At 63.9% G+C, this 22,177-nt stretch carries 17 protein-coding genes; 9 read left to right on the top strand and 8 right to left on the bottom strand.

All coding sequences use genetic code 11. From position 1 onward, the window contains the following. The first annotated feature begins 244 nt into the window (after positions 1–244). Together ACLQ2Q_RS21775 and ACLQ2Q_RS21770 are read left to right on the top strand one after the other, a co-directional pair. Positions 245–760, top strand: a complete 516-nt coding sequence (locus ACLQ2Q_RS21775) for a hypothetical protein (RefSeq protein ID WP_425823905.1) — start codon at positions 245–247, stop codon at positions 758–760. A gap of 412 nt (positions 761–1,172) precedes the next feature. Continuing rightward, a complete protein-coding gene (locus tag ACLQ2Q_RS21770; protein WP_425823903.1) occupies positions 1,173–1,526 on the top strand; it encodes a hypothetical protein in 354 nt (117 codons plus the stop codon). Between the two features lie 527 nt (positions 1,527–2,053). On the opposite strand, the gene ACLQ2Q_RS21765 is transcribed toward ACLQ2Q_RS21770, so the two are convergent. From ACLQ2Q_RS21765 to ACLQ2Q_RS21745, 5 genes are all read right to left on the bottom strand, one after another. Beyond that, on the bottom strand, positions 2,054–3,088 hold the full coding sequence (locus tag ACLQ2Q_RS21765) for an endonuclease/exonuclease/phosphatase family protein (protein WP_425823901.1): 1,035 nt from the start codon (positions 3,086–3,088) through the stop codon (positions 2,054–2,056). 694 nt (positions 3,089–3,782) lie between these two features. Beyond that, positions 3,783–4,178 (bottom strand): DUF6855 family protein, encoded by a 396-nt coding sequence (locus ACLQ2Q_RS21760; protein WP_425823899.1) that lies wholly within the window; start codon positions 4,176–4,178, stop codon positions 3,783–3,785. 180 nt (positions 4,179–4,358) lie between these two features. Beyond that, the gene (locus tag ACLQ2Q_RS21755; RefSeq protein WP_425823897.1) at positions 4,359–4,796 is read right to left on the bottom strand and encodes a VOC family protein; all 438 of its coding nucleotides are present in this window, start codon (positions 4,794–4,796) and stop codon (positions 4,359–4,361) included. A 136-nt stretch (positions 4,797–4,932) separates the two neighbouring features. Continuing rightward, positions 4,933–5,382: an SRPBCC family protein gene (locus ACLQ2Q_RS21750; protein WP_425823895.1), complete on the bottom strand. Its 450-nt coding sequence runs from the start codon at positions 5,380–5,382 to the stop codon at positions 4,933–4,935. Continuing rightward, complete coding sequence (locus ACLQ2Q_RS21745) at positions 5,379–6,329, bottom strand: AraC family transcriptional regulator (protein WP_425823893.1); 951 nt, start codon at positions 6,327–6,329, stop codon at positions 5,379–5,381. Before ACLQ2Q_RS21745 ends, ACLQ2Q_RS21750 begins: the two co-directional genes overlap by 4 nt. Positions 6,330–7,643: 1,314 nt before the next feature. Between ACLQ2Q_RS21745 and ACLQ2Q_RS21740 the strand changes: the two genes are divergently transcribed. Next, the gene (locus ACLQ2Q_RS21740) at positions 7,644–8,558 is read left to right on the top strand and encodes a cation:proton antiporter (protein WP_425823891.1); all 915 of its coding nucleotides are present in this window, start codon (positions 7,644–7,646) and stop codon (positions 8,556–8,558) included. Between the two features lie 913 nt (positions 8,559–9,471). On the opposite strand, the gene ACLQ2Q_RS21735 is transcribed toward ACLQ2Q_RS21740, so the two are convergent. After that, positions 9,472–10,023 (bottom strand): hypothetical protein, encoded by a 552-nt coding sequence (locus ACLQ2Q_RS21735; protein ID WP_425823889.1) that lies wholly within the window; start codon positions 10,021–10,023, stop codon positions 9,472–9,474. A 97-nt stretch (positions 10,024–10,120) separates the two neighbouring features. On the opposite strand from ACLQ2Q_RS21735, the gene ACLQ2Q_RS21730 reads away from it, so the two are divergent. Together ACLQ2Q_RS21730 and ACLQ2Q_RS21725 are read left to right on the top strand one after the other, a co-directional pair. Next, positions 10,121–10,648, top strand: a complete 528-nt coding sequence (locus ACLQ2Q_RS21730) for a hypothetical protein (RefSeq protein WP_425823887.1) — start codon at positions 10,121–10,123, stop codon at positions 10,646–10,648. An 88-nt stretch (positions 10,649–10,736) separates the two neighbouring features. Then, positions 10,737–11,072 carry a hypothetical protein gene (locus ACLQ2Q_RS21725; RefSeq protein WP_425823885.1) on the top strand — a complete coding sequence of 112 codons (336 nt, stop codon included), beginning with the start codon at positions 10,737–10,739 and terminating at the stop codon, positions 11,070–11,072. Here the strand turns inward: ACLQ2Q_RS21725 and ACLQ2Q_RS21720 are convergent. Continuing rightward, a complete protein-coding gene (locus ACLQ2Q_RS21720; RefSeq protein ID WP_425823883.1) occupies positions 11,038–11,634 on the bottom strand; it encodes a helix-turn-helix domain-containing protein in 597 nt (198 codons plus the stop codon). The genes ACLQ2Q_RS21725 and ACLQ2Q_RS21720 overlap by 35 nt on opposite strands. 1,228 nt (positions 11,635–12,862) lie before the next feature. Between ACLQ2Q_RS21720 and ACLQ2Q_RS21715 the strand changes: the two genes are divergently transcribed. The 3 genes from ACLQ2Q_RS21715 to ACLQ2Q_RS21705 all read left to right on the top strand — a co-directional run bounded on the left by ACLQ2Q_RS21715 (position 12,863) and on the right by ACLQ2Q_RS21705 (position 18,298). Beyond that, entirely contained in the window at positions 12,863–14,359 is a 1,497-nt protein-coding gene (locus ACLQ2Q_RS21715) for a M14 family zinc carboxypeptidase (protein ID WP_425823881.1), read from the top strand. A 1,050-nt stretch (positions 14,360–15,409) separates the two neighbouring features. Continuing rightward, positions 15,410–17,059, top strand: coding sequence for a hypothetical protein (locus ACLQ2Q_RS21710; protein WP_425823879.1), 1,650 nt, complete (start codon positions 15,410–15,412; stop codon positions 17,057–17,059). Between the two features lie 72 nt (positions 17,060–17,131). Next, positions 17,132–18,298 carry a hypothetical protein gene (locus ACLQ2Q_RS21705; RefSeq protein WP_425823877.1) on the top strand — a complete coding sequence of 389 codons (1,167 nt, stop codon included), beginning with the start codon at positions 17,132–17,134 and terminating at the stop codon, positions 18,296–18,298. Between the two features lie 555 nt (positions 18,299–18,853). Here the strand turns inward: ACLQ2Q_RS21705 and ACLQ2Q_RS21700 are convergent. After that, the gene (locus ACLQ2Q_RS21700) at positions 18,854–19,180 is read right to left on the bottom strand and encodes a histone-like nucleoid-structuring protein Lsr2 (RefSeq protein WP_425823875.1); all 327 of its coding nucleotides are present in this window, start codon (positions 19,178–19,180) and stop codon (positions 18,854–18,856) included. Between the two features lie 754 nt (positions 19,181–19,934). On the opposite strand from ACLQ2Q_RS21700, the gene ACLQ2Q_RS21695 reads away from it, so the two are divergent. Further along, entirely contained in the window at positions 19,935–21,650 is a 1,716-nt protein-coding gene (locus tag ACLQ2Q_RS21695) for a N,N-dimethylformamidase beta subunit family domain-containing protein (protein WP_425823873.1), read from the top strand. Positions 21,651–22,177 lie beyond the last annotated feature (527 nt).

The following is a 22,177-nucleotide window of genomic DNA, read 5'->3' as shown; positions in this document are numbered from 1 at the left end:
ACGCAAACGACTAGAGTTCCAAACCCCCAACGAAGTCATCGGGGACGTGCTGTTGCGATGACCGCTTGAATCCGCCGATCGCCATCCGGGCCAGCACGAAACGGGGACCTCGGAGGACGGTCGACCACGACCGGCGGCGCGTCTGTACAGCTCCCGACACGGATGGCGGCCGCGATTGCACGAAGCGGGTGCTCCTTGGCCGCGGGCCGTGGTACCCCTCATGAGAAGTGTGCAATATTGCTCCATGAGCAAGGACGCCGTTCGCCCCACTGACGCGTCTGATGCGCGGGGGCCACTCCCCGAGCCCACAGACAAGGTCGACCCCGCGGCCCTCGGTCTGGCTGGCGTCGCCGCTGCCGTCACCTTTACCGCGGGGCCAGGTGACTGGGGCATCCTCAGCCTAGTCATCGGTCTCGCGTTGACTTTCGTGCTGCTCGGCTACCATCAAGCAACTCCTCGCCGCGCGGTCAACATACGAGTTGTTGTACGACGGCTCGCATTCGCATCGTTCCTAGCGCTGAGCATCGAACTCTGCGTCGCCTGGCCGTTGCAGTCGTGGGTCATACAACCCATGGACCCGTCGCTAGTTTCCGGGACAGACGAGCATGTTGCCGCCGGTAGAACGACCGAGGTGCTCGCTTGCGCCTGGTTTCCGCTCACCGTCGCACTTGCCATGCTGGAGCGGCCGCTCGTGCGGTTGCTTGACCTTCGCGTCTGGCCAAACAGGCAGATAACACGCCGAAAGCGCGACGCAATTTAGATGCCCACTAGACGTTCTCCGCTCGCGCCTTCCAGCAACTACACGAGCTCGCACTGGGGGCGCCTGCTCGTAGAGCGCTTAGCGGCGACGTCCCCGAGCCCACGCAGTTGAGCCTTCCGCTGCTGGCCTGTCACATGGCACTACGCGTCGGGCGGCTCTCCGCCCGATCGGCCGCCCCTCTACGCAACGACTTACGCGTCGGATGGGATCGTCACTGACTCAATCAGTCGAGGCGATCGAAGCGCATACCGAGGTCATCTGAGGAGTAGCGCCGAGCTCGCACAGGATCCGCTTGCGTGCGTGGCCCCTCCAGAACTCAGACGCCGGATCCTGCTCCGATCGCGTCGACTGATTGAGTCAGCCACCAGCTCTCACCGCGACGCTAGTTGGTGAGGCTTCACACAAGGGAGGGGTGAGCTGGTTCGATCGCGGATCACTCGAAGTCGACGTTCTCGATCGCCAGCTGCTGACGGTGAAGACTCATAGCGTCGGCGCTACTGGCCCAGATCTGAACGACTTGTCCGTCCTCGATCGTGGCAACACCGACACCCGGCACTCCCCAATGGACGACAAGCAACTCACGCCCTCCACCATCGCCCGGCTTAACACCGTATCAACCGAGGGAACGGTGAACGTCGCCGTGCCGCCGTCGACGGTGGGAGGACCCACGCCGAACGCTCGCGCATCCTCGGCGAAGGTCAGCGACAGCCCTGCGAGATCGCACCTTGGTTCATCGACAGCGGAGAGATCACGAATGGCAATCTGACCGACGGTGCACGGCGAAAGGTCGTCCGAGCCGGACGGTATTGACACGCCGCGCGCCGGTCCCTGACATCTAGTGAGACACAAGGTCACGGCAACGGCCGCGATCAGCTGCGCGTCACGGGGGATCGCTCGGCGGGCGTCACGGCACTGGGCGGCGAGTGTCGTAGTCCCAGAAAGTGGGTATCGGACCTGGCTGGTCATGCGCCGCGGCGATGAGCGACCCGATCAGGCCGAGGCCGCAGAGTAATACAGTTGCAAGCGCGAGAATCATGCCGAGTTTCCTCTACGAATCCAGCAGGAATCATGCTGAGAAGCTCCGACCCCGAGATACCGGGGATCGCGGCCACTTCCTGCGATGAGTGATGTGATGTCACTACGGTAGAAAACGGGCACCGCTCGTCACATCGGCGCCGACGCGTAACGAGCGCCGGCGTCGGAAGTGTGATGGCGGCTGGCGCGTAGCGCGCCAACCGCCACCTGGACATTGCGATCGAAATGCCGGGATCTAGCGCCACCCGAGCACTCGGTCTAATTTTCCTTGAGCGGCTTGTGGACGAAGCTCACCATCACGACGCCGTGGTCTCCGGTTCCGTGGAGGCGGTGCTCTTCGTTGTTCAGGTGGTCGTTGTTGATCGTAAGGCCGTCGAACAGCCAAAGCCGGCGTTTGCTGTGGTCGTAGAACTGCTCGCTCACCAGCACATGGTCGAGCGACTCGCGGAGATCCTGATGCACGTGGGTGTAGTACACGTCCCGGGTATCGCGATACTCCTGCAGCGTCTGCGCCGTGTAGAGACCGATGTCGGCTCCGCCGCTGAACTCGCCGACGAGGTAGCGGGGCTGCGCGGTCAGGATGTTGAGGGTGTTGCTGTGCTGACCGTCGTTGACGTCGCCGAGCACGATCACGGGTGTCACCGTGCCCTTCATGACCTCGGTGAGCAGCACCCGAAGGGCTGTTGCCTCTGCGGTGCGCTGGATCGTGGCGAGCGCTGAGCCCAGCGCGGTCGTGTGGGCCTTGTACTTGGCCGGGTCCTGCATGTACCAAACCTCGGTGTCGATGCGGATCGGGAGCTTCGACTTGAAGTGAGTGACGAAGACCTCGACGCTCGGATGGTCGTCGCGCAACGCGATCGACATTCGCAGCACCGGCCGCGAGAAGCGCGGCACGTTGACATAGATTCCCGGCGACTGCGGATCCATCGGCGTCGTGGACTGCAGCCGCATCGCGTCCGGGAAGCGGTCCACCCAGACGGGGTCACCGACGCGCCGGCCGTGGCGCACGAGCGCGGCGCAGATGATGCGGCTACCATCGGCCGGCGACGCGATGAGCTCGTACGTCTGATCCAACCCCGATGCGGAGAGGACATCGGCCATGGCATCGCGATGCCATAGCTCCTGCAGGCCGATGACGTCGGCGTCCAGGCTCTTGAGCTGTGCGCCGATCCAGGTGAGCTTGCGGGCGTACTCCTCCGCCGTCCAAACCTTCTGGCCCGGATTCATCGGCGTCCCAGGCAGCTGAAGGTTGTACAAGTTGAACGTTGCGACGCTGAAGCGATCTCGGTTCATGCGATCCTCCCCACTCGGTCATCGTGCACCCCACAGCGCGTGACGCACCAGGGGTCGTTCAGGCAGACGCCGACGCTGTGGCCGCCGGCCGGCTCCAGCGACGAAGGCCGCGTACGCGACTCAACCCGAAACGGCGACGGCGCACCCTCGCCAGAGCACGCGCGGGGGACGGCCGCGACTCAGGATCAGCGAGATCGCCCGAGGTCGCTCGGGCAAACCGGATCTCGACTGTCAATTGCCGCACTACGTTCCCTCGCGCGGTCACGCAGACCGATCCCCAACCGGGCAATGCCCGTCATAGGCGGGTCGCGTTCAGGCTGTGACGCTCGACTGGAGTGCCTTGGCAGGCAAGGGTAGGCGAGGCATCTGGCGGGGGACTTGGGGTTGTTGCCCTGGGCGGGTCGACGTGCAACGCTCGCGAGGAACCCGGGACCGCACAGTCGGATCCACGACGACGCCTGACATCCAGCGGCTCTAGGGGGGACGATGGGTGTCGCCAATCCAGTCACGTGAGCCCCTTTGGCAACGGGTGTCTGGGATGGGATCCCTATCCGGGCGGGACCAGGCAGTTGTTGAGAATGGTCCCGTACAGGGTCCGGTCAGTGACTTGTTCGGGTAAGGTCGTTTGGCTACGCGTGTTGCGACCCGCGGGCGAGACTTCCAGGGTGCTTGAGGCGTGACCGGACGGCGTGCGTTAGGGCGCTATCCCGCGCATTTGGTTGCCGCGAGGGTCGTGAGTGAGTTCTGCGAGGCCGAGCTTTTCAAGCAGCGGCGGCAGGTACATGCCGAAGCGTCCTCGGTATCCGGGACGGAGCCCATACCAGCCGCCTACAGGGTTGGTTTCTGATCGACCCCATGCTTCGACGGAGCCGTCCGCCGCGGGCTTCTTCTCGTCAGCGGCGCCGAGGGGCACCCAATCACCCTGCTCGAGCAGCCACTGGTGGAGATCTTCGATGGCGCGGGCGTGATACCTCAGTCGGGTGGAACCGACATCGCAGATGAGTTCATCGCCGTCGACGAACATCTCGTAACTAGAGCTGCCGGGTGCTGTCTTGAGGTGCCACGGATCAGCGCTTGTCCCTTCGCTCATCGTGCCTCCTCAAATCCTCGTGACACCCCCGCTTCGCGCCCACGGTACTCGGATGAAAGTGGCAGGGCTAGGTGACCGCCTCTAAGCGTGCGCTGGTCGGCCCGTATCTGGCTCCTTCAAGCGAAGGTGCAATGCGGATGCGCAACCCCGTGGTTCCCCGTGGGCTCGTCTCGCGAGTACTCACCTTTCGGCCGACCAGTCCTGTGGTTCACCGGGCTTGTAGGTCCCGAAGGTCCATTCGTAGCCCTCGATGTCGCGGAGGCGGCAGCGGTAGTTGCCCCACTCGGTGTCCGCCGGTGCGATGACTTCGATGGCGCCGGCTGCCAACGCGGACCGGTGGATCGCGTCTACTGCCTCGGGCGATGCGAGAGTGAACACCAAGCCGAATCCGACGGAATCTCCGCGCGGCTCCGGACGAAGATACCCGGCACGGTCGGTGAATACCGTGAATGCGGCGTCCCCGAGCCGCATCTCCGCGCGCTGGATACCTCCGTCATCGTCTGGCCACTCCATAGTGGTGATGAAGCCGAATGCGCGCTCCAGCCATCGCAGCACCGAGGGCACGTCCCTGTACGGAATCTGCGCATACAGCGTGGCCGGGGATCCTGATTTCTCCATGCTTCTCCGTCGCGGACGAACGGTCATCGGACGATCCATCCTGGCGCGCCAGCCGCAATCCATCCGGGGCCCGCCGCTCGCTGATCGCCAGTCGCGCTACCCCTGTCCCAAAGGTCACCCGACCGGCGTCCTCTGCCTATGTCGGCTCGTCTCGCTGGGTTTCGATGTACACCTTGAGTCGCTGCAGATGGTCGCCGTCTTCCTTCTTCATGATGGCCGCGACCAGAGGGAGCATCATCCTTCTCAAGCCGTCGGCATCAAGCTCGCACGTCCAGTCAAGCCGCGTGCCTTCGCCTTCCGTCGCGAGACGGTACTGGTATGTCACGGTGATGCCCTCGGCCGCTGTGGACACGCCGACGTGGGTGTACGGCTCGTACTCGGTGATTCGCAGGTCCGCGCTGGACTGCTTTCCGCTGACGACGCGGGTCTCGCGGAATGTGCTGCCGACCCCGATGGGACCGTCGGTCAGTTTGGTGCTGTCGGTGATGTTGTCGAGGAAGCGGGTGGCCTCCCGGGGGTCGGCGATGACCGCGAACACGTCTCGCGGGGGTCGCTTGATGTGCTCCGTGAACTGGAAGCTCTTCATGCTTCTCCTTCTGTTGTGTCGAGAGGGACGAAGGCGTCGGCGTACTGGACATGCAGCTCGCCGTCGGCCGTACGTGTGCAGTGATACAGCTCGAACGGCGATGCAGCCGCCATGCCGTACGGGCTGGATGGCAGCCAGTCCACGCCGATCTGGGCGAAGGTCTTCGCGATCTCCTGGAGCCCGCCGTCGTGCCGCCGCGTGACGCACAGCCGCGCCGGTTGGTACCGGTAGGCGACCGGGAAACTTGTCGCCACGGGCTCACTGATCTCGATGCATGCGTCGAAGCGGATGTGCGGTTCATCGGTGACGTAGGGGTCGTCGTGGGTGATACCCAGCAGCACGTCGGACGCGTGCGCGATGCGATGCTCCTGCAGGTACGAGAACAACTCGTCCCAGAGATCGAGAAATGACCCGCCCGGTGGGACCAGGCTCTCAAGACCGTAGTGGCGGACGAAAAGCAGGTGCCGGCCGGGGGTGCGCTTGACCGTGACCGGTTCCTTCTGCAGGTCGAAACGCAACGTCAGCGGGGTCTCCTCCGTAAATCCTGCGAACGTGCGGTTGCCCAGGACGTCGTCTACGGAGGCGCGGTAGTTCATCAGCACGGCGCGAAACTCGGATGGGCTGATGTCGAAGCGACGGACGAAAGCGCGTGTGAAGGTTTCGTGGGTCGCGAAACCCGAGTCCAGTGCGATCCGTAGCACGTTGTCCGGGCTGGTCTTCATCCGGTAGACAGCGCGCTCGAGACGCAGCCGCCGTAGATGTCCCTTCGGAGTCTCGCCGGTGACGTGCTGGAAGACGCGGTGAAAGTGGTGAGGCGAGAAGCCGGCCACAGCCGCCAGATCTTCAAGGGTCAGGGGCTCCTCGAGGTGTTCCTCGCAATACACCAGAACCGCGAGCACGACCTCGTCGTACCTACTGTGCGTCTCTTCACGAGCCGGCTTGAACACACCACGAACCTATTCGGGCTCTCTCCCTACCGCTCGACTTTTCTTGCGATGTCTCCTGGGGAGGCGTGCTAGCCCGGCACCTGGAGTTTTCGAGCCAACCCAAACCCGCTACCCACCAACAGCCCCAGGTTCCCATCGGTCGTCCGAAGTTGCTGACTTCGATCATCCTTGGCGGAACCTGAGGATTCCACCTTGTCCCCCTTAAGGGGGACAAGGTAACCTTTGGATAAGAAGATGCGGCGCCGGGGGAGGCGACCGCGATCTTCCCTCTGAAGGCGATGGTCGCTGCTGGGGAGCAGGTCATCGACAATTCGGATCCCCCGGGCGCGCAGCACTGCTGGGCCCTGGGGGCCCGATGGTTCGCTCATCGCCCACGCACGCATCGCTGCTGATGCCGCCGGTCGGCCCGCTGGCTCGCACCGTCGGCCCACTCGTGCTGGGCGCACCGACCGTGGCATAGCCCACACGCGAGTGCGTCCGCAGCGTCTCGCCGCTCGACAAGAGGGGAAGCCGAGGATGCCGTGCGGTCTCTCCTCGAGTCGAGCGGTCGGGAGGTCGTTTCGACAGTCAGCCCGAGGATCCGACCATGAGAAGACCGCTGACGTCCGCGTCTCCCCGAGCGAAAGATGGATCCCATTCGGTCATCCGGCGACTAGAGAATCCGGCCGGTCGCCTTGAAGTATGCGGGTAGCATGACGCTACCCCGTTGGGTTGTCGGAGCGCCGGATCGTTTGTCCCCTCCCCGCGCGACTCCGCACCAGAGGCCCCTTCCGTCCCCGCGGCGGGAGGGGCCTCGGCGGAAATCGACGGAAAGACCGCCAAGAGCATTGGTCCGATGGGATCCTTGAGCGGGCAGTGGTCACAGCCTGATTGTTGATCGGTGACACTTGTGGGCCTCCCTTTGTAGCGGCGATCTGTGATCGCGACGGGCTGGCGGGGTCCAACCCGTCGTAGGACATCGTCAGATGTGCGAGACCGTGGGTACGAGAGACCGAGTCGCTGCGGGAGTGTGGCCAGCGGACGATCAGCACCAGATTCCGACGGGGCGCCGGCTGCACTGACGCGGGCACCGATTCCGCAACCGGATTCCTCTGCGGGCGGTCGGTGTGGAGCCAGTATCGGAGGGCGCGGCCGGGAGGGTGATTGGACGAGTCAGATGCCGCATGTCGGGTGGTGTCACCCGTGGGTGGCGGTAGTTTGTGGGCTGACGAGCCGTCTCGGTGGCCGTTCTGGCGCGGCGGTAAAGGGCACTGGATCAGCGGTTGATCCCGGGCGTTCCGCGGGGTGACCGGGGCCACACGAGAGGTGCTATGGATGGAGTCGGTACTTGCAGCTCTTAGTCTCGTGGTGTTGGGGTGGGCTGTCGTTTCGATTCCCCTTGCTCGGTGGAACATCACCGGTCCGCTGGTCTTCACGGTGGCGGGTTTTCTGCTCGGGAATCAGGTGTGGGGGCCTGTGCCCGTCGATGTTGATGCGCCGCCGGTCCATGTCCTCGCCGAGTTGACGCTGGCACTTCTCTTGTTCTCGGATGCATCGAGAGTGAACATCACCACACTCCGACGTGACATGGCGCTCCCCGGACGCCTATTGGGTATCAGCCTTCCGTTGTCCGTGATCCTCGGCTCTCTCGCGGCCGCGGTTCTCTTCACCGACTTCACCTGGGCGCTCGCGATCTTCGTCGGTGCCGCCCTGGCGCCCACCGATGCTGGGCTCAGCGCTCAGGTCATTGACGACGAGCGCGTGCCATCACGCGTGCGGCGTGCCCTCAATATCGAAAGCGGACTCAACGACGGCATCGTCACACCTATTGTCATGTTCTCGCTCGCGATCGCCGCGAACCAAGGCGGTAGCTTCAGTGATTACGCTGGCGGACCAGGCGCCGCAGTTGAACTCGCGGTCGGCGTATCGGCCGGTGTGGTACTGGCGCGCACGGGGTTGCGCCCCTCCATCGCGGCGATCAGGGCGGTCTGTTCGGATCGGGAGTTGATGTGGGGCGCATCCCTCCACGGACTGAAAGCGCAACCAGCCGATCCGGCCAACGCTTCGATCGTCGGATCGCCCAGCACACGCACCTCATTGCCCCGCCGGACGAGTTCAGCGGCGAGACCGATGGCCGGCGGGACAGTCCCTCCGCCGTCGATCACCGCCAACAGGAACCGGGCACCGCCACGCCCCGGGTGTTCGTCCATCAATGGCCCGCGCTCGCCAGATCAGGGTGTGCCGCGCTGACCATCAGCGTCCCGTCCACCATCACCAACTCCTCGCCGATCGGCTCGCGCAGCACGTTGGCGCAAAGCCCCAGCGGCCTTCGTCGTCGCCCCCGCGAGAGATCATCCTTGGCATCTCGTCGGGATCCCGGGATTCCGCAGATTCTCGAGCGCGATGCCGCCGGCGTTGGGGCGGTCCCGTTTCGAGAGTCGAGCATGCGCCGCCGCATCCCCGCGATGTCGCCATGCGGTCCGTGCGGGGGGCGTCGTAGGCGCTCCAACTCATCCGACTCCTTGGACTTGACCGACCCCAGCGGCGCATCCACATCCTCAATATCCGCGCGGGCACGATACGAGGAAAGGCATGCCCTAGGAACGAGGGTGACGTCGCCGTGAGCGGGTGAAATCGGCGGTCCCTCAGCGCGACGCTCCAAGTACCACAGTGGATCCGTGACCGGGCGTCGTGCGGTCATCCGCTCGAAGGCTCACCGGGATCATTCCCTCTGGGTGATGGCCTGGGCATCCCTCGATGGCATGTTGGGGGTTGATCTCAGTGCGGGCGATGCCCACGGGCGTCCGTTCCGTGGACGACTTCCGCACGGCGGATGATCGGCTCGTGCAGCAGCTGGAGGTTGAGGAGCAACTTGCTGCGCGGGAGTGACCGCTCCCATTGAGGAGATCGTCGACAAGCTCGGCGGCAACAGCAAGATCATTGAGAAGGCCGGGTTTGAGGTGGTCAACTCCTTGACGAGCGCTCAAGCATCGAAAGAGCTTGCTCGATACAGAACAGAAGTGCATCTCACCGGGCACGCAAAACCGAGTTAGGTAACCTTTACATTTCCGCCTGGTTCGTTCATATTCAACGCAGATATGAGCGGCATCATCTGCAGCTTCACAAACCAGCAGGGCAAGAAAAGGCTACGGACCGCGACTCCCTAGACGGACGGATCGGTGGGGTCGGTCAAGTCAAACTCGCGACGGTTCAGCGGATTGAGGCCGCGAAAGTTGCGCATCTCGTCCTCAAACGCTTCCTTTGCCTCCCGCAGATTGATTGCCGCCTTATCAGCCTGCTCTTTGGTCTTCCATTTCTGTAAGCTTCCACGTGCTGCCCGCAGCAATTCCGTCGCCCGGATTCCTAAACCCTCGGGCATGGTCACATCGACTTGATTTTTCAAGCTGGACAGGCGAGACGACATTTCACGAGTGTCATAGTTCCGGTTCCAATCGAATAGATTCAGACCTATACCACGACGCTGATCGACGCGTCTCACGACCTCGTTTGTCATGTTCAGAATCTCGCCGCATGTCCAAACGGCATCATCTTGAATGCGCTGTTCTCGGCGCACTTTTTCTTCGCGCTCAAATTTGACGCGCTCGGACCGTGCCGCGAACAAGGAGGCTACGATCACCCCCAGGAGCGTGAACAAACCCGCTGCCACCGCTCCGTAGATCGCGGCGACCGCTTGCTCGTTCAGCGTGACGAACATGCACTCTATGGTAGCCACTGGCGATTCTCATGTGAGCCCCTCGGCAGCAGTAGCGCCCCTCCTTGCGTCCAGTTGCTCCCAGGAGGATCATCTGCCTATGGCCATGCCCACCAATGACAGAGACATTGCTGTCTACCAAACTCAGCGTGCTCACGAGGTGGAACTCAACCGCGCGACCGCGGCGTTCGAGCACGCAATGGTCTCCCCGTTGTTCCTGCTCAACGGCGGTGCAGCCGTAGCATTCCTAACCCTCCTGGGGGCTGCATCCGCAGAGGACTCGAACTTGAACATCCGTGTTGAGTTAGCGGTCTTGGCGGTGGTTGCTTGGACGGGTGGGCTCATCCTAGGAGCGGTAGCAGTTCGTGCGGGCTACTTGGCGCAGCAGAAGTTGACCGAGGCGGTCAAGTTGCGACGCGAGAAGTATGAGCGCGTGCTCCTGCGAGATTCTCCGCTTCTGCCGGAGCTTCGTAAAGCGGAGTCCAAGGAGCCCGAGACTGCGAAGACGGAGGGAGAGGCTCATCAGGCCCGTTGGAGGGACGCTTTCTGGCTCGCCTTGATCCTGTTCATCATCGGAGTGGTTTTCGCCGTCGTCGCAGTCATCATGGGGCAAGCGGTAACGTGTTAGATAACAAGCTTAGAGGGCGTGAATTCCTTCAAAGAGTCTAGACTGACGCTTTACAATTCGCGCCTGCTCGTTCATATTCAGGGCAGATATGAGCAGCGGCATCTACAACTTCACGATCGAACAGGGCGTCACCTTCAACCGGGTGATCATTTGGCAGGATGAAGCAGGGGATCCTGTCGACATGACGGGCATGACGGCCCGGATGCAGATCAGGTCGCGCAACCGGCTACTTCTAGCAGAGCCGTCAGTAGTCGTTGATGCGCCAGTAGGAAAGATCACAGTGTCCCTCTCCGATGAAGCGACTGAGGACTTGATCTTCGACACCGCCGTCTACGACCTGGAGATTTCTCAGGACGGCGAAGTTGTTGAGCGCCTCATCAAGGGTGTCGTCACCCTTGACCGGGAGTCGACTCTCGATGAATGACGTAATTGAGGTTGTCGAGGAGACAACAGTCGTCCAAGTCGAGGGAGAGTTCACGCTCGATCTCGTCGCGCAAGAGCGCCCCGAGTCGCTCCTCCTGTCCGTGCCTCTGCGAATGGAATCGCACGACTTCCGCATCTGTCAGCTTGCGCGTGGTGCGATCGCCGCGGGCGAAGTAGCGACTGTCGACCATATGCGGAGCCGTCGGAGAAGGCGGAATCTCGACCAAGACGTATCCGCGCGACGGATCCGAAGCGCTCGCGATCTCCGTCACTCGGATGAATAGCGGCGGATCGATCCGGTTCGCCGCGATCTGCTCAAGCTTCTCCGGCAAGCCAGCGAGCGGCTGCGGCGCCAGTGAAAAGGCGCCGGTCTTCTTGTCCTCTTCCACCCCGATGATCAGCGATCCGCCGTCCAGCGCGAAGCTAGCCATGTCCTTCGCAGTCTCGGCTCGCGCGCTATTCGTGTCACCACTCTCACGCTTGGCATCGAGGTACTTGGTCTCGGACAGTGACCCCTCTGTGATCGCCAGCTGGATGTCGGAGTCGGTTCTCGGAAACCACACACCGTGATCTTATGATCACAGCCCCAGCGGCTCACCCGCCTCGAGCCGCGCGTCGCGGACGTTGCTGGGGATGTGGCGATGATCACGACGGCTGCAACACGACACAAGACCCGTCCCGGCGACACGCCGCCCGGTGCGCGCCGCCCGCAAGGCGGTCCCTTCGCGGCCGCGCTGTCAGGCGACCGCAACTTTCGCAGCCGCGTCATTCCACCCAGCACCCGTGCGCTCGAGGCCGCCGCCCTTGACGGTCCCTCAGCGCGACGAGTTGCGTCTCACATGGGACCCAGTCTCGACCCTAGATGGCCGTGATGCGCGAACTGACCTAGTCGACCGGTTGCTGTAGGTCCAGCGCAAGATCAACATGTATGTCCCCAACAAAGTCGTCGACAAGTTCAACAATCTCCATGCCGCGCCGTCATCCAGCACAGCGGGATTTGGCGCACGACCCTTAGGCGGAGACGCAATCTTCAACCGGTACTCAGGCACAATTCATTCCCCGGCCTGTGGAGACCGATTCCCGCGGATCACAAGGGTGTACTACATAATCCACAGACCCGGCCGGCGGTTCTCCACAGATGTTGCCACAGGGTTACTGGCGTGTCGCGCGAATTTCCACATAGATATCCACAGGCGGTGTTGCTGAATTCCCGCCCTGGTGGTCGCGCTTATTCGCGTCCGCGGGATCCGAAAGTCGCAACCTTGTCTTCTTCGAAGCCTTATCAACTGACCAGGCGCCGGGCCAGATCCACCGTTCATCTGACCGATCCGACGCCCACGCGGGGGAGCTTGTTGGTTGCGTCAATTGTCTGCCGGGAGTACGTTGACGCCAGAACGGTCGGGGAAGCCCGTTGGGTTGCCTTGCGATGGCCCGGTGGACGTGCCGTGACTCGATGGGGGTGTCTCGTGGCCAGAAAATCTAAGCGCGATGAGGATTTGGGACATCCGGATGCTATCCGATTCGAAGCGACCGTGCATCCAGGCGAACGCGAGGTCGCGTTGGCGCGGGTGTCCGACCTGGACATCGACCGCGTCCCCGATCCGCAGGGCGGTGTCCGCGTCATCGTCACCGCTGACGAGGTAGCGGAGCTGGTTCACCGCGGGTACGAGGTGCGAGTCCACCACACTGTTTCATTCGAGCCTCTGGACCCCGCCCTGGTCCAGTCGGATGAGGACGCGAGCGCTGGCTCGAGGAGCGCGTCGCCGGTATCCCGCGAGAGGAGGAGCGCTGATGTACCGCACGGTCGCACAACTCGACTCGCAAACGCGATTGCTCGCGACCTGGTTTCCCGCATACTTCACGCGGGTCCAGCTGCCCGAGCCGTCCGTGGAGGGACGGCCCGTCTTCGCCCTCCGGCTCCGCGCCGGCACTGGCCCCGAGCGACGCGGCGCGCTGCTCGTCGGCGGCACACACGCCCGCGAGCTCATGAACCCCCAAGCCATCGTGGAGCTGGCCGTCGACCTGTTCGTGAGCTACGCGACCGGTTCGGACCTCGTGTACGGCGGCCAGCGCTGGCCCGCGGCCGACGTCAAGCTGATCCTTGAATCGCTCGACATCTGGATGATTCCCTGCGTGAACCCCGACGGGCGGGAGCACGTGATGACGGTCTACAAGATGTGGCGCAAGAGCCGCGCGATCAACGCGGGCACTACGTGTGTCGGCGTCGACCTCAACCGGAACTCCGACTTCTTGTGGGGCGTGACGGCGGGTCAGACTTCGTGCTCGCCGTGCGCTGAAACCTACGTCGGGCCGAGCGCCGTTAGTGAGCCGGAGACCCGCAACGTGCGGCACCTGCTCGACACGCGCCGGATCGACACCTTCGCCGATGTCCACTCGTACTCGGAGCTCATCCTCTGGCCGTGGGGGCACGCCCCGGCGCAGACGACCAATCCCGCGATGCGCTTCACCACCCTTCCCACGGGCACTTGCTCGGACATCAGGACCGGCTACCAGGAGCACATCTCGCCCCGCGACCTTCTGCGCTTCCAGACCGTGGGCGGGCGCATCGTGGACGCCATCGCGGCGGTGCGCGGCCGCGCGTACACCAGCAAGGCGGGCGTCGCCCTTTACCCCACAACCGGGACATTCGGCGACTACGTCTACAGCCGCCACATCTCGGATTCCGCGCTCCGCAAGACCTACGGCTTCACGTTCGAGACCGGACCCTGGATGGGCAGCCCTGAGAAGTCCTTCCAACCCGAGGATCCCCAGCCCGTCATACGCGACGCGAAATCGGGCATGGTCGCGCTGCTGCAGCAGAGTATCTGCGCCATCGAGCTGATCGGGGCCGAGTTCTTCCGCGCGCAGACCGAGATCACCGCACTGCGGAAGGTCCGGGACAAGCTTCTCGCGACAACGGACGCGGGGCGCGAATGGATCGCGCTGTTCGAACGCATCGAGGTGCCCGTGATCACCTTGCTGCTCGGCGATCGAGACCTGTTTACCGAGACAGCCGACCTCGTGAAACGCAGTGCGGCGCTTGCCAGGGACGACACCGTGAAGCTCACGGACGACGAGGTCGACGCCGGGCTGAAGGTCATTCGCAAGCTGCGAACCCACCTCACGGATCCTGCCCTGCGAAGTGACGTCCGGGCTATCGAGGTCCAGCTTGACGCAATGCGCGGCATCACCATGGCGAAGGCCGTCGAGCGCCTCATGGGCTTGCCACCCGGAGCAAAGGCCGCGGCCGGCACGAGAGCGAAGCAGCCGGCGGCAGGGAAGCGCTGAACAAGTAGTTCGAAGCGAGTGCACAGGCTCCCGCCCTCATACGAGATCGAGTAGACGAACGCCACGGTAAGAGTCCACGCCGCGATCGATTCGAGCAGCGTCGGATGCGCGGCATTGCCCATGTCATGCTCCCCACTGTTCAAGTGGAGCAGACCCACGACTGCGCTCACGCTAGCCGGTCGGTACCGACACCGGAAGCCGTGATCCGTGCCCCACCAGGATCCCTGAACGTGCGCGGGGCCGGACCGCCGCGCCGCATGACGGCGAGAGCGCAATCTGCGCAACATCGAGGAACCCACCGGGAGTGACGTGCGCCGTCGGGCTGCCGAGTTCGAGCCGTGGGTCGGTGCGCACGTGCGCCTGAGCGCCCATGCGCCGGTCGACCAGCGACTACTGGGTTGCTAGGGTGCTGGCCCGGCCACGACGTCAGGGTCGCAGTCAGCCTCACCGACGACAGCGCCCTCCTCGGTGTGATCGCGCTCAGCCCCGGGTGGGTGGACCACCTTTACGTCGCCAGGCCCGAACAGGGCCGGTGTGGTGGCGTTGCGCCCGCTTTTCGGTGTCGTCGAACAGCGATTCGTAATGGAGCATCATCTCGGCCTTCCCGTTCGGGGACCCGATGGGTTGCCGACCCGGTTCTGGAGAATTTGTTCAGACGATGCCTACCAGTGCCTGCATGTGCTCACTGGTCCCGAAACGGAAATGACTATTCACTCATGGTCCATTCCACCGTGCGAAATCGACATGCCCCCTTCTCCGGCGTCGTGTGGATGCCTTCCTCCGTTGCCGGCAGCACCTGTTCGCAACTGCCGTGCCGATGCGACGTCGCACGGGCGCGAGGTTGGCGCGGCCGAGAAGAGGGCACGTGCTCACGTCGACCAATTTGCGGTGTGACCGCCTGGCATCAGTGCTGCCCTTCCCCCGAGACGCCGCGACCGCTAGCTTGGGTTGCGCAGCGTCACTTCGGCAGCCCGATGCACCGAGATCTGTAAAGGCATCATGTCGCTCCGTATCAGGCGCCACTTTTTCCCGCTGCGCATCGCAGCTCTGTTGACCGCCGTTCTCGCGGTGGTCGGGCTCGGGACCGCCGCCACGCCCGCGGCGGCCGCCGAACCCGCTCGGATCGGCGGCACGGTGGCGGGGGTGCAGACGGACCCCGACCTGGGTTACGCCGCGGGGGTGGTCACGGTGTATCCGGCCGATGATCCCGACACCCCCGTCGCGATGGAGGTCGTGAACAGCACGGGCGGCTACGCCGTCGAACTTCCGGCAGGGTCGTACCGCGTCTCGGCGCGTACGGAGGCGCGGGCGACCGAGTGGTGGCCGTCGGCGACGGACTTCGACGCGGCGACAGACGTGACCCTCGGCGACGGCGGTTCGGCAGACATCGACTTCACGCTCGACATCCCCGCGGCATCCTTCACCATTGGTCCCGAGGCGGGGCCGGAGGTCACCGGGCTGGGCGAGCCGGGCACCCCGTTCACCGCGACTCCCGGCGTTCTGTCGCCGCAGCCCGCATCGTTCAGCTATCAGTGGTCCAGGGGCGCCCGGCTGATTCCCGGCGCGACCGGAGCGAGCATTACGCTCGCCGACCTGCCAGAGGCCCTGCTCGTCGCCATCACTCCCCACCTGGACGGGTACAGCGAATGGCCGCTCCCCGCCGCGTACTTGGCGACCGAACCGGTGGCGGGCCTCGACGGCCTGCTCGCCGCGATGGACCCCGACCTGGAGACGCACATCAGCGAGCGTCGGAATTGGGCGCTTCCCTTCAACTACGTGGTGCCCGCCGGTCTCGCCGTCGGAACACGCCCGATCCGGGGCTTCCCCACGGAGGGCGACTCCTACGCCGTGCTGTCCACCGGTGTCGCATCGGAGGCTCTCGAGCCGGGTGATGCGAGCGGCGAGCTGTCCAGCGACATCGACTCCGCCCCATTCGAGCTATTCTGGCCGACCGATGAGACGCGTGCGCGCCTGAGCGTCGCCCCACCCCCGGGCCTGACCTGCCTCGCGGTCGACCTGCTGTACGGCTCCGAGGAGAACTTCGTCGGGACCGCCGGGGTGGTCGACGGGGACTACTTCACCGTGGAGAGCCCGACCGTGGACCTCTCAGAGGACGCCGCTCCGCCGAACAACTTCGCCCGCGACGCGAGCGGCGGGGTGATCGGCGTCGGCTCGGTGCTCGGGTTCTCGCCCGAGCCGGGCTGGCCTGTCAACAGCTGGATGCCACCGGTCACGGCGCGGGTGCCCCTGACGGGCGTCTCGGTGGCAGGTCCCGGCTACTCCGACGTCTTCATCTCCGTGCTCGACCGTCAAGACACCTACGGCGACTCGCTCGTGCTGGTGGACAACCTGCGCTTCGAAGCCGCGGGCAGCTGTCCCGCCGACGGCATCGTCACCCCGATCGACGACCCCTCACCGACGATCGAGGGCACCGTCCCGCAGATCTCCGGGCCGGCCCGCGTGGGAGCCAAACTGACAGCCGACGCCGGGGCCTGGACACCGGACGGCGTCGCGCTCGGCTACCAGTGGCTGCGGAACGGCGTCCCGATCCCCGGCGCGACGGCCGAGAACTACACCCTGCGCCTGCGCGACGTCTGGTCGAGGATCTCGGTGAAGGTCACCGGGTCGCTGTCCGGCGCGGAGCCCGTGTCACTGGTCAGCCCGCCCACGGCACGAGTGCGGGCGCTGCCGGCCGGCTGAGCAGCGGCGGCGAGGCGCACACCCCGGCGTCGCCGCCCCGCACAAGAACGGTCCAAATAGAAGGAGTAGACAATGAACGTTGGACGCAGTGGGGGAATGATCGCCGTGGTCGTGACGGCCCTGGTCGGGGTGTTGCCGCTTACCGCCGCGACAGCGTCAGCGGGGACAGTTTCGACACAAGCGACAGGGATGCGCATTCTGGGCACGCTCGGCGGCCCCAATAGCCACGGGCAAGATATCAACACGCGCGGTCAGGTCACCGGGTATGCCAAGACGGCGGACGGGCAAGATCGCGCTTTTCGTTGGACAGCGTCGGGCGGAATGCAGAATCTCGGCACTCTGGGTGGCGATCCTAGCTACGGGATCGACATCGACGAGTTCGGACGGGTGGCGGGATACGCCGGTACCGGCGGCGGTACGGAGCAGGCGTTCCGATGGACGGCGTCAGGCGGGATGCAGGCCTTGGGTACGCTCGGCGGGGACTACAGCTACCCCGTAGGGATCAACAATCTGGGCCAAATCGCGGGGGCCTCGGCCGACTCGACTGACAATCCGCGTGCGTTCCTGTGGACGGCGTCCGGCGGGATCCGAGATCTGGGTACTCTTGGCGGCCCAACCAGCGGCGCAAGCGGTATCAACGATCTAGGACACGTCACCGGCACTGCGGAACGGGCAGACGGATACCACCGGGCTTTCCGGTGGACGGCGTCCGGTGGCATGCAGGATCTCGGCACACTTGGTGACCAGAACAGCAACGTTCACGCGCTCGCCATCAACGCGCTCGGTCACGTCACAGGGACCGCGCAGACCGCGGAAGAGCCAGCGCACGCGTTTCTGTGGACTCCGTCGGGTGGGATGCGGGATCTGGGGCAATTTCTCCCGACCGCCATCAACGCACGGGGCCAGATCGTAGGAATTGCCAGGAACAGCGACGGGAGGGGTTACCACGCGGTCCTTTGGACAGCGTCGGGAGGAATACAGGACTTGGGGGGGTTCGGCGGCTCCTACACCTACGCGTACGGAATAAACGAGCTGGGTCACATCGTCGGGGGATCCGAGACGCCGGATGGAAAGTTTCATGCATTCCGGTGGACGGCCTCCACCGGGATGAAGGACTTGCACGACGCCAGCCTCGGTGAATCGAGCTCCGCGGACAAGATCAACCTACGAGGCCAAATCGTCGGATGGCAGGAAGTGGTGCCAGCGGGGGCCTTCCACGCGTTCCTGTGGAGCCCGTAGCAAACGAACCCGCGGGTTAAGGCGGAGTTGCGGCTGGTGGCGGCATAATCACACCCGCCGTGACGCCAACCCCAACGTGGAGGGCGCAGAACCCGACACTGCGCTCCCATCATCTCCTTCACACCCGTCGGGCGTGAGCAGAGCCACACAATGTCCTGGATGGCAAGTGATGCGCGACTGGATCCCGAGACGGCATGCAGGGCAGTCACCAGGAAACACCCAGCGCCCCGTCGCACTTCCAGTCCGGTTGCTAGGGCGCTTCTGGTCGGTGAGGATGTCGACGACCGCATCCAGAACTTCATGTGCAGGCAGGAGCGGTCTCTGGGTCACGCGCCGACAATTGCGGTGCGGTCCTGGGCAAATGTAACTCAGTCTCCGGCAGATCGTGGACGGGACCGCTGCTCAGCTCGCGACGGCGCTCGCCGCGCGCACGTGAGACGGTCGCTCTGCGCGCAAACGATCTCAACGAGCCGTGACGCCGGATTGTGCTCCCCTCACCTTGACTGATTTGAGTCAGCAACCGGTGGGGTACCGGTTTGGGAGCAACGATGTTGTTCAGTGGGCTGAGTCGTAAGCCTCGATGACGGATGCGGGGACGCGCCCGCGTTCGCTTACTTCGTGTCCGTTGTCTCGTGCCCAGGCGCGCACGGAAACCAGGTCGGTCCGACCCGCGCCACGTGCTGACGAGCTATTAGACCGACGCGGGTTGCCGGTGGAACGAGCCGACTTGATGAATGGCGTTAGCGCGTCTTCAAGCTTCTTACGGTTCTTCGACGACAGGTCAATCTCGTAGAGCTTGGAGTCGAAACTGAACGTCACGGTCCCGTCCGCATCTGAGCCGTCTATGTCGTCAACGTAGGTCGTGATTGTCTTCTTAGCCACGAGGCCTCCATGTTCTAGGTCGGGGGGTACTCGACAAAGATACTAGTCGGTCTAGCGATTCACGAGGCTGTCCCGCTCGTTCACCGTTCCACCTGGACCAGATGCATCGGCTCAACGACGGCTGCAACGACGATTTCGCCGTTCCCGCGAAAGAGGATCTATCCATCTTCTGACGCGGTGCTCCGGCGGATGTCAACGGCGCCGCCCGCGCCCACCATCCGATTCTTCAGCGGGCGGAAGGACGAAACAGATTTCACGGCGAAGTCCATGAACCGATCGCGCGCGACGATCTGGATCGCCTCGCGGGACGCGGATCGTGAATACGATTCACGCCACCTTCGCAAGTTTGGCTATGCTGCCATTCCCTTCGCGTTGTGCTGCGGAGCAAGCACCCGTGCCTCGTCCCGCGTGAAGAACCACACGAAGAATACGGGAGTCCCTCGCGGAAGTGTTGAGCTGCCTTCCTGGCAGATTTCCACATTCGAGGATCGATTCTTGTTGCCGATCGGCCTCACCGGGTGGCGGGGCCAGGCTGCGCTCTCGGTACGTTGATCCCCTAGCGAACGGCCGAGAATCGGGCCACACTCGGCACCATCACCTGGTAGAGCTCTCACGAACGTGACTGTGCCACTCTGGTGGAGCGTGAGGCTTCCGTCTGAGGAGCCACGGGAGGAGCGTAGCGATGTCCCCACTCCGTGCCATCGAGGGGTACTGCTGGCCACTGTCGGGGGGGGAGCGCGCAACCATCGACTTCATGCTTTCCGGCGAGGGATCGGTGGTTGTGACCATCTCACGCATGAGTTCGATCTCCGACAAAATCGACTACCACTTCGTAGAAGAGTTTCGGGTTGAAGCGACGCTCCAAGCCGTGCCTGCAGAACCGTGGCGCAATGGCTGTGGTTGGACGAAGACGTTCAGCTACAAAATTCCGAACGAGACGAGAACCGGTATCTACGTCGCCTCCTGCGTGGACAGCAAGGGCACTCAGTGCTCGATCCCCTTCATAGTGAAAGGGAACCGACACAAAGTTGGTGTCGTGGCTAACGTCAACACCTGGTTGGCATACAACGCGTGGGGCGGCAAGGGCAAGTACGACGACGCCGGCGCCGCTGCGCACGTCAGCTTCTTGCGACCCAATCCGAATGCCGGTCCGCAAGGCGCGCCACACTTGCTGCGCGGCGAGTTGTGGATCCTCGGATGGCTCGAAAGAGAACAGATCACTTACGAAGTCCTCACTGACGTCGACTTCGCCGACCTCGAGAACGTACCCTTCAACAGCTCAGCAACGGGGCCGCAGTGGAAGGCGCTCATCATCGGCACGCACCCCGAGTACTGGACTCTTCGCATGCACGACGTCCTGCAGCGCTATTTGGACCAGGGAGGAAGCCTTTTCTATCTCGGCGGCAACGGAATCTTCGAGAATGGCGAGTACACGCCAGATAAGACAGCGATGGTCTTCCGCGCCGGGATTGAAAGAGGCCCACGAGAGGCAGCCATGTTCCGACTGCTCAACCCCCCGCGCCACGAACGGGAGATCCTCGGAGTCGCTACGGAACGCAGCGGCGCAAAAGGATCGCCGTACATCGTCGAACCCGGGCAGGCGCACCATCCACTCTTTCAGTTCACCAACCTCGCCGAGCACGCGCGTTTCGGAAACTTCGGCCTCAACAACGACACCCTCCCCGGCGGCTACAGCAACGGCAAAGCCAGTGGCTGGGAGGTGGACACCAGCGACGGCCCGGGCGCTATCGGGATGCCCGCCGACAGCGACCTGCACCCCGAGATTTTCCCCGTGCCGCCATCAAAGCTACCCACCGGTCTAGTCGTCCTCGCCCGAGGCGAGGCTGACGGCGAAGGCCTGGGCGCCGACATGACAACCTATAACCACGCCGGAGGAGGGCTGGTTTTCTCCGCAGGGTCCATAACGTTCGGCGGCAGCCTCGTGGTCGACCCGGCGCTACGGCTGATCGTCCTCAACGCGCTTGCGCAAGCAGGGGTGCAACCTCGTAGACGGTGGGTTGGCGCAGATTTCACCGGGGACAAAAAGGGCGACATCCTCTATTACTACCCGCCCGAAGACACCTGGTGGCTTGGCGCCGTCAGCAACAGCAAACTCAACTGGCGCCTCGTTGGCAACACCAAAGCCTTTGGACATGCGATCAACGATGGACGCCCGTTCTGGGTAGCCGACTTCAACGGCGACCAAAAGAGCGAGGTCCTGTTCTACTACCCCGGCGACGACAACTGGTGGCTGGGGTCCTTGGTCAACGGCACGCTCAGCTGGCGGTTGGTCGGCAACACCAAGGACTTCGGCCACAACATCCAAGACGGACGACCATTCTGGATCGCCGACTTCGATGGCTCCGGTAGGAACAGCGTGATGTTCTACTACCCCGGCGACGACAACTGGTGGCTGGGGTCCTTGGTCAACGGCACGCTGTCGTGGAGCCACCTTGGTACCAGCGCATAGCTGGAGCCGAGCCTGCGGCGCAATATGTCCGCATCGACCCCTTATCGATGGAGAGCGGTCGGCCGTCCCACCATCGCAACGGCCAGTCACCTTCTGCTTACGCGCCTCGACCTGATCGCCGAGCTTTGACCAGTGAATGGGTAGGCGCTGAGCGCCACCATCCTCGCCCTCGGGGTCCCCTCTCGGTGCCCTCTGGCCGGTAGGGATAATGGAACGCTCACGGACGGCTGCCGTAAAGTCCGTCGTTGATGTCGCGATACACGATGCTCACGTCGAGTCGCGGGGTCCACGTGGATCTTGGACCGACCATCCGAAGTTGCGTGTCCACGGCGACCTGCGGGACTCGTTTCCCTAGCTAATATCGACTCGATCCGAGCGACGCCTCGATTCCGCAGCTGCACGCACGCTCATAAGCGGGGTCATCCGCGCGGCGGTCCGGCGGCGATACTACTGTCGACGGCGCTCGAATTCTGAACGGTTTCGGCGCTTGAAAAGTGAACGATTGCGGGCAGTCTAGCGAGGGCTTT

This window comes from Microbacterium sp. DT81.1 (assembly GCF_049844955.1).
In the GTDB taxonomy this organism is placed as follows: domain Bacteria; phylum Actinomycetota; class Actinomycetes; order Actinomycetales; family Microbacteriaceae; genus Microbacterium.
The sequence above is the reverse complement of the archived record's forward strand: the minus strand, read 5'-3'. Positions and strand labels throughout refer to the sequence as shown.